The following is a 10,652-nucleotide window of genomic DNA, read 5'->3' on the forward strand; positions in this document are numbered from 1 at the left end:
TAAAGCTTAATCAAATCAAATCCAGCTATAAGGCTCAAAAAAGACAACGTGTTGAAGCCATGATTGAACATCTCAAAGAGGGGATAATATCTGATGATCTGGATCCTTATTTTTCTGTTCTTTTTGATCGAGCAGACTCTCTGCTTGAATATCAAAAGGACCCAATTGTCTTTGTGATTGGCAACAATCAATGCTTAATGAGGATTAAACAATACATCACAGAATATTCGAGGCAGTTTACAGATTTTCTTGAAAGAAATGAAGTTATCAAAGAACAGTACGGTAGGATATTTGAGTTTGAGCAGATCTTAGCCATGTTAAAGAAAAAAACACTTGTGCTTGATGAACTTTTGATTAAGAAAGTGGATCAGTTTGAGCCTGAGCAAATCCTCAAGATAACATCAAGAGAGTTGTCTAAATACTATGGTAAGTTTGAACAAATGGCACTGGAAATAAAGAAGTGGAAACTCAGTGGTTATCATTTGATTATTGCAATTGGTGATGCTCAAAGAAAGCAGAAGTTCTTTGAACTTATGCAAACCTACGATATTGCCATTGATCAAGCATCTCATTATGAAAAAGCGCTCAGTGGTCAAGCCATTCTCGTGCAACAAAATATAGCACAGGGTTTCTATTTTGATACCTTTAAGGCAATTGTCTTAACTGAAAATGAACTCTATGGCGAAGGCAAGAGAATCACCCGTAGAAAAGCTTCTTCAGGGAAGGTAATTAAGGCTTTTTCAGAGCTTTCTATTGGTGATTACATCGTTCACGAAAGTCATGGTATTGGCCAATATGTAGGCGTGGAGCAAATGAAAATTGACATGACACGCAAGGATTTTCTCAAGATTCGCTATGCTCAAGATGACTTTTTATATATTCCAGTTGAGAGTTCAAGCCTTATTCAAAAGTACATTGGGACAGACAATGATAAGCTCAAGCTCAATAGACTGGGTGGCACTGAGTGGAAAAAAACCAAGCAACGTGCTCAAAGATCAATTGAGGAAATGACAGATGAGCTCATCGAATTATATGCAGAACGAAAGGCAAGACGCGGTTATGCCTTTTCGAGAGATAATGACTGGCAAAGAGAATTTGAGCATATGTTCCCCTACCAGGAAACCAATGATCAACTTAAGTGTATTGAAGAGATTAAAAGGGATATGGAAGCCCAGCTCCCAATGGAAAGACTCTTGTGTGGCGATGTGGGCTACGGCAAGACTGAGGTTGCCTTAAGGGCTGCATTTAAAGCGGTGCTTGATTCGAAGCAAGTTGCCATACTTGTACCAACGACAATTTTAGCCCAACAACATTATAACAATACTGTTGAGCGATTTTCAAAATACCCCGCAAAGATTGAAATGCTGTCTAGGTTTAGAACCAAGGCAGAACAGGATAAGATCATTGAGAACATCAGGACTGGTGTGGTGGATGTGATTATTGGTACCCATCGAATATTGTCAAATGACATTCAGTATAAAGATTTGGGCCTCCTTATCATCGACGAGGAACAAAGATTTGGCGTTAAACATAAAGAAAAAATCAAGATGATGAAAGAGAATATTGATGTGTTGACGCTTTCTGCAACACCGATTCCGAGAACACTTCATATGTCTATGATTGGCATCAGAGACATGAGTGTTATAGAAGATCCACCCGAAGATCGGTATCCGATTCAAACCTATGTGGTGGAATTTGATGAGTTCTTGGTTAGGGAAGCCATCATTAGAGAGCTAGAGCGTGGGGGCCAAGTCTTTTTTGTCCACAATCGCGTTGCTGATATTGATCAGGTTGCACATAAGTTAAGTCAATTGGTGCCAGACGCTAAGGTCGATTTTGCACATGGTCAAATGAACGAGCACAAGCTCGAAAAAATCATGTTGAGCTTTATGAATAATGAGTTTAATGTGTTGGTCTGCACGACCATTATAGAGACGGGTCTTGATATTTCAAACGTCAATACCATCATCATTAACGATGGAGACCGCTTTGGTTTGTCACAGCTTTATCAGCTCAGAGGACGTGTGGGCAGGAGCAATCGGTTGGCTTATTGTTATATCTTCTATCAAACGAACAAGGTCCTCAATGAGATCGCTGAGAAGAGGCTAAGGGCAATCAAGGAATTCACCGAGCTTGGTGCTGGTTTTAAGATTGCCATGAGAGATCTTGAAATCAGGGGCGCTGGTAATGTACTTGGTACCCAGCAACACGGCCATATGGAGGCTATTGGATACGATCTCTTCTGCAAATTGCTTGAAGAAAGCATTATGCGTAAAAAAGGTGAAATTGTCACTGAAGTTCCTCAGGCTAAGATGGATATTGCGATTAATGCCTATATACCAGATGAATATATTAAAAACCACCAGATGAAAATTGAGATTTATAAGAAAATTGCTTCTATCGAAAGTCGAGAGCAATTTGATAATGTGTATGAGGAAATTGAAGACCGTTTTGGTACGGTTCCGTCTTCTGTGAACAATCTGATGAAAATTGCCTTTGTAAAATCCATGGTTGAAAAAATGTGGATTGAAGAGGTCTCAGAGGATGGTACACACTTTATCATGAAGTTTATCTCAGATGCCAAAATCAATCCACTCTTCATTGGACAAATTGTGGAAGTAGAACCTAAAAATTTACAATTTTATGCTGGAAATCCTATGGTTATGAAGCTCAAAATTACAAACAGATTAAGAAAAAAAGAAGAACAATTAACAATGCTTGAAAATTTCATAGAAAAAATATATAGTTTTTATTGTGAGTATAGTAATATAGAATAGTGATATTCATTTTTCGCAATAAAATCAAGGAGAGGGTATGATGACAAATTTAAAAAAGATGCTAGCAGTGATGTTAGTGTTAATGATGCTAGTAATGACAGGATGTTCAACAGCAGCTGCACCTGCAGAGGAAAGCACACCTAAGGTTGATACTACTAATGCTATTGCAGTCGTTAACAATCAAGTTATTGAATTAGATACATTTAACAAATTCTACAGCATGTATGAATCCACTTACAAAAAAAATTACGGTGATGATGTATTAGAGAGAGATGTAAATGGCGTTAAGTTTGGTGAAGCTTTAAAACAAGACATCGTAGACATGTTAGTATCAGAGCAATTAATGCGTGACTATGTTATGGGTACAGGTTATGCAGTGGATGCAACAGTACTTGATGAAAAATTTGGCGAATTGAAAGAGCAAGTATCGGCAAACGAAGAAGTAAAAAAAATGTATGACGAGTTAGGCGTAGATGACGCTTTTTTAAAGAAACAAGTTGAAAGCAGCTTATTGGTAAATGAGTTCGATCGTTTGATCAATTCAAGCATTGACGAAGATGAAGCTAAGTTAAATGAATTATATGCTTCAACACCAATTCAAGTGAGTGCAAGTCATATTCTCGTAAATGATGATCTTACAGCTAATCTTGTAAAAGAGAAATTAAATGCGGGTGAAGATTTTGCCGAACTGGCTAAAGAGTACTCACAAGATCCAGGCTCAGCTTCAAACGGTGGTAGCTTAGGTTATTTTGCAAGAGGCGTTATGGTAAAAGAGTTTGAAGATGTGGCATTTAGTCTTGCAGTGGGTGAGGTTAGCGGGCCAATTCAATCTCAATTCGGCTACCATATTATTAAAGTGGATGACATTCAAACCATTAATGATATGATCGCAGCTGGAGAAGATGAAGAGGTTGTCAATCTTCATAAAGAAGAATTAAAAAAGACGCTTTCTTATGAGTATTTCACTCAAAAAATGGATGAATTAAAATCTGCTGCTACAATCGAAACTTTTTTAGATAAAGTAACAGAAGAAAAAGCAAACTAAGACAATTGGGTCAGATGATAAATCGTCTGACCCTTTTTTATAAAATAGAATTTTGAGATACGCCTTGATGGCAATGGTGGGTAAAATTACATAATTCATGCTGACGCATTAGGCGTGAAGGTTTAAATATAGAGAAGGTAGGACATTATGAATAAAATTACAATTGTGGGCATGGGACCAGGTGGAAAAGAATACCTGACGATTCAGGCAATAGAAGCTTTAACCTCATCGGCAGTGGTTTATCTAAGAACAGACAAACACCCTGTGGTAGAGTATTTGGTTGAGAAAGGCATGCATTATGTCAGCTTTGACTCGGTTTATGAAGCTGCGGAAACCTTTGATGAGACGTATCAGGTGATTGCAGATCGCGTGATAGAACTCGCAAAGGAGGATGATGTGATCTATGCCGTGCCTGGTAACCCCTTCGTGGCAGAGAAAACTGTGGAATTGATTTTACAAATGCATCCTGAGACCAATATTAAGATTGTTCACGGGGTAAGCTTTATCGATGCCATTATAACGGCACTGAAATACGATCCGGTAAAAGGGCTAGAAATTGTAGATGGTCTTAAAATTGAAGATGAAGCATTAAATCCAAAGAAAGACAGGTTGATCATACAAGTTTACAATCAAATTGTGGCTTCCTCTGTAAAACTCCAATTGATGACAAGATATGGCGACGATCATGAGGTGGTTATCGTGAATGCTGCTGGTATTGAATCACTTGAGCGAATAGAAAGTGTCCCCTTATATGAACTTGATCGAAATCCCGATCGCTTTAATCATCTAACAAGTCTCTTTGTTCCTGCATCTTTAGAGGCGGGTTACTCCTTTGACGACTTACAGAAGATTATGGTAAAACTGCGCTCTGAAAATGGCTGCCCTTGGGATAGAGAACAGACGCATCATTCGCTCACAAGATATCTTGTGGAAGAAGCTTATGAGGTTCTTGATGCTGTAAATTCTGAAGATGATGAGGCCCTTATCGATGAACTTGGCGATGTCCTACTTCAAGTGGTATTTCATGCAACCATTGCCAACGAAGAAGGTTATTTTAACATGGAGGATATCACAGACGGCATATGTCAAAAAATGATTAGAAGACATCCTCATGTTTTTGGAAACGTTGATGTATCGGGATCCGATGAGGTTCTGATTAATTGGCAGGCTATAAAAGCCAAAGAAAAGCAAACTGAAAAAATTCATGAAGCAATGCATGCGGTCTCCACAAGTACACCTGCGCTCATTAGAAGCCAAAAAGTTCAGAAAATTGCAGCCAATGTTGGCTTTGACTGGCAAAATGTGATTGATGCCATTAAAAAAATTGATGAAGAACTGGATGAGTTTAAAGTGGAAATTGAGGCAGGAGATTTTGTTAAACTTGAAGAAGAGATGGGTGATCTTTTGATGATCATATCAAATGTTGCACGACACCTAAAAATCGATGCAGAGATTGCACTTGCTAAGGCGACTGATAAATTCATAAGAAGATTCAAGTTCGTAGAGGAAAAATTGGCTGAAAATAACGAGGTTCCAAATAGTGATTTGCTTGATAAAATGGATAATTTATGGGGTCAAGCGAAATTATGGGAGAAATAATAAAAAAATATTCAAAAACTCTTGTAAAACTTGAAATTTCAACGTATACTATTTATAGTTAAAACAACTTTATAATTTAAGAGGAGGTTTTATTGTGAATAAAGCTGAATTAGTAGCTAGCATGGCTGAAAAATCAGGATTAACTAAAAAAGATGCAGAATTAGCTTTAAATGCATTTATGAAAAGTGTTGAAGAAGAACTTGCAAGAAACGGTAAAGTTCAATTAGTAGGATTTGGTACTTTCGACGTTAGAGAAAGAAAAGAAAGAACTGGTAGAAATCCTAGAGATCCTAAACAAACTATCGAAATTCCAGCATCAAAAGCTCCTGTTTTCAAAGCTGGTAAAGCATTAAAAGAAATGGTAAATGCGTAATATAGCATAGAAAAGGCAGCTTAGCTGCTTTTTCTTTATTTTCAGACAAGGGTTATGTTTACCAATTGGATACACAAGCCCCATTAATCAGATAAGACAAGAACTTTTGGAGACAATTCTGTCAGAGGAGGCACTCCGTGAGAATAGACAAATACTTAAAAAATGCGAGACTGATCAAAAGACGTACCGTCGCAAAAGACGCCTGTGACCAAGGGCGTATAAGTGTAAATGGTAAAATTGCCAAACCAGGCACAGAAGTCGCGGTTGGTGATGAAGTCGTTATATCTTTTGGCAATAAGAAAGTGACATTAAAAATAACGGCCCTAGAGGAACACATCAAAAAAGAACTCGCAAAAGAACTTTATGAGATCCTATCAGAAGAAAAAATTGAAAATCTTTAATTTTTAGGAATAGGTGTTTGTGATGACTAAGAAATTTTTAAAGCGAAACAGCTTATTAATTGTAATATTAATAATCTTTGTGGTTTATTTTGTCTATAGTATGTATACGACAGACTTAAAACTCAAAGAATATCAGGCAACTCAAAGTGACTTAAATGAAGAGATCAATGCACTTGAAGATGATATAGAACGCCTTCACGATGACTTAGAATACGCTCAAACCACTGAGGCGATCGAAAAGATAGCCAGAGAAAAACTAAAAATGGTTAAGCCCAATGAAATCATATATATGATAAAAGGACAAACTGAAGAAAACGACAACTAAGTGGGTGAGATGCCGAAAATGGTTGAACAAACGCTTGGTAATTTAAATAATAAACGCGTGAATAATAAGGATTACTTATGAATAATAGATATGCATCCATAGATGTGGGCACAAACTCAATACGTTGCCTTTTAGTGGAGATTGAGAACGGAAAAATTGTAAAAGCTGAAAAAGACCTCGAAATGACACGCATTGGTGAAGGGGTTAACGAAACGAAGCTACTGAAAATGGACCGTATGGCGTCTAGTGTAGAAGCCATTGATCGGTTCGTAAAAGCGGCAGACGCATTTGGTGCGGAAGCTGTTTTTATCATGGCGACGAGTGCTGTTAGAGATGCCCAAAATCGTGACGTCTTTCTTGAGGCAGTACATAAGAAAACAGGTCATAAGATTGAAGTGATCTCTGGCCAGCAAGAGGCTGAGATTGGATTTGAAGGGGTTATGGCAGGCGTTAATCATCCAAGTCATATGAAACTTGTAGTTGATATTGGTGGTGGTTCCACTGAATTTATTATTGGCAACCAAGATGGTATACAGTTTTCAAAGAGCATCAATGTGGGTGCTGTTAGAATGACAAATATGTTTGGTAATGATTTCAAATCGATGCTTGCACACGTTGAGCATGAAATATCAGATGTCGTAGAGCGTATAAAAGCCGAGAAGCGCTTTGACTTGATTGGCATTGGTGGGACTGCAACGACTTTTTTAACCATGGCAAGGAAGATTGATGACTATCGTCGTGAGTTGGTTCATAATCAGGAGATTAGAATCGATGAAATTCAGGCCTTAATGGAGGCCTTAAGGACAAAAAACCTTGAAGAAAAAAGGAAGGTAATTGGACTTGCGCCTAAAAGAGCGGATATTATAGATGCTGGTGGTGTGATTTTAAATTGTATTATGACTTCAATTCATTCAGAGAAAATGATCATAAGTGATTTTGACAATCTAGAAGGTTATTTGTTCCATTGTTTAAAGCAATCAATCTGAGATGAAAAGTAATAAACATGTAGGACAAGATTGGCATGACTAAAAATAGAGAAGATGTTTGAATGCGTTATCATTCGACCATCTTTTTTTTATTCATATGACGTATTTGTTTTCTTCAAGCTCAGAGCAAGAATGTACAACTTGTGAATAGATTGTGTCTTTTCACGATTAAGCATTGTGTTTGACCTTTGATTTGTTATACAATAGAATCACCATATAAAAAAAATTATACGCTTAACAGATAATGAACTTACGGAGGTGTCAAATGATTGATAAAAATGTCATTCATGATGTGTTATTGGCGGCAGTTTCAACTGGCGGCGATTTCGCTGAAATATTTGTTGAAGACCGGTTTAATACAGCGATAGAAATGACAATGGGAAAAGTCGAAAAAGCCTTGTCTGGCAGAGATTTTGGTATTGGCATTAGAATTTTCAAAGGCACTAACAGTGTCTATACCTATACGAGCCATTCTGATAAAGATCACCTGATTAAAGTTGCCAAGAAAGCTGCAGCTGCAATCAATGAAATGCCTTTGAATATGAATTTTGATTTGCACCTTGCATCGCCAGAGATCGTTCACCCGATTTTAATCCAGCCAAGAAATGTTGATAAGGCTGTTAAGGTTGAACTCATGCGCAAGGGTTATGAAGAAGCTTCTAAAGCAAGTGCGTCTATTAAACAGGTCGTTGTGAATTACATGGACTATGAACAAAAAGTCTTGATTGCCAATACAGAAGGCCGCATGGTTGAGGATTTAAGAACGCGAACTCGATATATGATCAATGCGGTTGCTGAAAATGAAAAGGGTCTTCAAACTGGTCGTGCAGGCAAGGGGTCGGGAAAGGGCTTTGAACTTTATGATCAAATTGATGTAGCCGCATTAGGCCGTGAGGCGAGTCGAGTGGCATTAACCATGCTAGATGCCAAACCAGCGCCTAGTGGCAAGTTCCCAGTGATACTAGACAATCGATTTGGAGGCGTAATTTTCCATGAGGCTTGTGGTCATGGTTTAGAAGCGACATCTGTTGCAAAGGGCAACAGTGTATTCGCGGATAAACTTGGTCAAAAAATTGCTTCGGATATCGTGAATGCAGTTGATGACGGCACCGTTTTAAATGAGTGGGGATCAGCAAGCTTTGATGATGAGGGGACGCCAACCCGTAGAAATGTTTTGATTGAGAATGGCGTTCTTAAGGGATTCATGATTGATAAATTAAATGCAAGAAGAATGAATATGGATATAACGGGCTCATCAAGACGCCAATCTTATAAGTTTGCACCTACCTCAAGAATGACAAACACCTATATCTTGAATGGCAATAGTACTTTTGAAGACATGGTATCATCTGTTGAATATGGCCTATATGCCAAAAATCTAGGCGGTGGTTCAGTAAATCCGACCACTGGCGAATTTAATTTTGCAGTTCAGGAGGGTTACCTTGTTGAAAACGGAAAAATAACAAAGCCGGTGAAAGGGGCAACCTTAATCGGAACTGGACTTGAAATTCTCGAGAAAATTGAGATGATCTCAAATAATTTTGAATCAGATGAAGGCATGTGTGGCTCTGTCAGTGGGTCCATTCCAGCTGGACTTGGTCAGCCAGCACTAAAAGTATCTGAAATAACAGTTGGTGGAAGAGAGGAGGCATAATATGGATGCTTTGATAAAACAACTTTTTGAAAAGGGTACTCAAATGGGTTTTGAAGCACAGGAAATCTATATTCAAGATGCCAAAAAGCTCTCCATGTCAGTCTATAAACAAGCGCTTGATAAATACAGCTTGTCAGAAAATGGCGGTATTTCATACAGGGGAATTATAGACGGAAAGATGGGATATTCCTATACCGAAAAATTAGATGATAGTGCCGTAGAGATGTTGGTTGAAGAGGCCTATCAAAATGCTAAAATAATTGAAAATGAAGATCAAGTCATGATTTTTCCCGGTGATAAAGCATATGCGACTCTGTCCCTTTTTAATCCAAAGCTTGAACCAATTCCGGTAAAAGACAAGATCGATTTTCTAATGACCCTTGAAAAGACAATTTTAGAGCAAGATGAGCGAATTCATCAGGTTTCTAGTAGTGCTTACGAGGAATCAGAAGTATATAGAAGAATTGTGAATACCAAAGGTCTTGATATATCAGACCATTCTAATTTTTGCATCGTCTATACGATGTTGTCTGCAAAAGCGAATGGAGACACTAGAACGGGATTTGCTTATCAGGTGGGAAATGACTTTGACAAGTTCTCGATTGAAGAACTTGTTAAGGAATCAACTGAGGAAGCCCTTAGCCTTTTAGGTGCCAAGACTACAAAGTCGAAATCGTGTGAAGTCGTCTTTAAAAATGAGACCTTCGCGCAGTTTCAGAGCGTCTTTAACGGTGTCTTATCTGCGGAGAACGTTCAAAAGAACTTGTCTAAATTTAAAGGCTTGCTAAATGAAAAGGTCGCATCAGACAATTTGACTTTAATTGATGATCCGCACCTCTCAGTTGGTATTGCCTCATCAAGCTTCGATGCTGAGGGTGTTGCCACTCGGAAGAACCTCATGATAGAAAAAGGCGTGTTGAAGACCTATTTCCACAATCTTAAGACGGCTAAAAAAGATGGGGTTGAATCAACTGGAAGTGCAAGCAAGGGCTCCTATAAGGGGACTATTGGTATTTCAGCTTCAAACTTGTATATTCAACCTGACAAATATACCTTTGAAGAAATCATCGGGTCTGTCCAAGACGGTGTATATATTACAGGTCTTCAGGGCTTACATTCAGGTGTTAGTCAAGTATCAGGTGATTTTTCATTACAGTGTCATGGCTACCATATTGTAAATGGCAAGATCGATAAACCGGTTAGCCAAATCACAGTGGCGGGCAACTATTTTGAACTAATAAAACAAATTGATATGATTGGAGACGATTTGAAATTTACAATTATGGGAGATGCATATACGGGGTCTCCAAGCATTAAAATCCAAAAACTCACCATATCAGGAGAATAAGTACCATAGAATGAAAAGCATCCTCTTTCGCAAGTTAAAAACTTATGTTAGAAGATGCTATTCTTTTTCTTTTTTTAATAGTCTGAAAATAGAAAAAATGTTACAATGTAATGGACCTTGTTTAATGGGTGTTATCTTTTTAGA

At 38.0% G+C, this 10,652-nt stretch carries 9 protein-coding genes; all 9 read left to right on the forward strand.

Features of this window, described 5'->3' with window-relative positions:
- Nucleotides 1-2,777 (forward strand): transcription-repair coupling factor (gene mfd / locus AC220I_RS12855; RefSeq protein WP_486724244.1); only part of this gene is annotated, 2,777 nt, incomplete at its 5' end.
- Nucleotides 2,778-2,814: 37 nt separating this feature from the next.
- Nucleotides 2,815-3,822 (forward strand): peptidylprolyl isomerase, encoded by a 1,008-nt coding sequence (locus tag AC220I_RS12860; RefSeq protein ID WP_486724245.1) that lies wholly within the window; start codon nt 2,815-2,817, stop codon nt 3,820-3,822.
- A 147-nt stretch (nt 3,823-3,969) separates the two neighbouring features.
- On the forward strand, nt 3,970-5,421 hold the full coding sequence (gene yabN, locus AC220I_RS12865) for a bifunctional methyltransferase/pyrophosphohydrolase YabN (protein ID WP_486724246.1): 1,452 nt from the start codon (nt 3,970-3,972) through the stop codon (nt 5,419-5,421).
- Nucleotides 5,422-5,515: 94 nt separating this feature from the next.
- Nucleotides 5,516-5,794: an HU family DNA-binding protein gene (locus AC220I_RS12870; protein WP_486724247.1), complete on the forward strand. Its 279-nt coding sequence runs from the start codon at nt 5,516-5,518 to the stop codon at nt 5,792-5,794.
- 137 nt (nt 5,795-5,931) lie between these two features.
- Nucleotides 5,932-6,195 carry an RNA-binding S4 domain-containing protein gene (locus AC220I_RS12875; RefSeq protein ID WP_486724248.1) on the forward strand — a complete coding sequence of 88 codons (264 nt, stop codon included), beginning with the start codon at nt 5,932-5,934 and terminating at the stop codon, nt 6,193-6,195.
- 22 nt (nt 6,196-6,217) lie between these two features.
- Nucleotides 6,218-6,520, forward strand: a complete 303-nt coding sequence (locus tag AC220I_RS12880; RefSeq protein ID WP_486724249.1) for an FtsB family cell division protein — start codon at nt 6,218-6,220, stop codon at nt 6,518-6,520.
- 77 nt (nt 6,521-6,597) lie between these two features.
- Nucleotides 6,598-7,506, forward strand: a complete 909-nt coding sequence (locus tag AC220I_RS12885) for a Ppx/GppA phosphatase family protein (protein ID WP_486724250.1) — start codon at nt 6,598-6,600, stop codon at nt 7,504-7,506.
- Between the two features lie 265 nt (nt 7,507-7,771).
- Nucleotides 7,772-9,160, forward strand: coding sequence for a TldD/PmbA family protein (locus tag AC220I_RS12890; RefSeq protein WP_486724251.1), 1,389 nt, complete (start codon nt 7,772-7,774; stop codon nt 9,158-9,160).
- 1 nt (nt 9,161) lies between these two features.
- Nucleotides 9,162-10,508 carry a TldD/PmbA family protein gene (locus AC220I_RS12895; RefSeq protein ID WP_486724252.1) on the forward strand — a complete coding sequence of 449 codons (1,347 nt, stop codon included), beginning with the start codon at nt 9,162-9,164 and terminating at the stop codon, nt 10,506-10,508.
- Nucleotides 10,509-10,652: the final 144 nt, after the last annotated feature.

The sequence above is a fragment of the Fusibacter sp. genome (assembly GCF_057447755.1).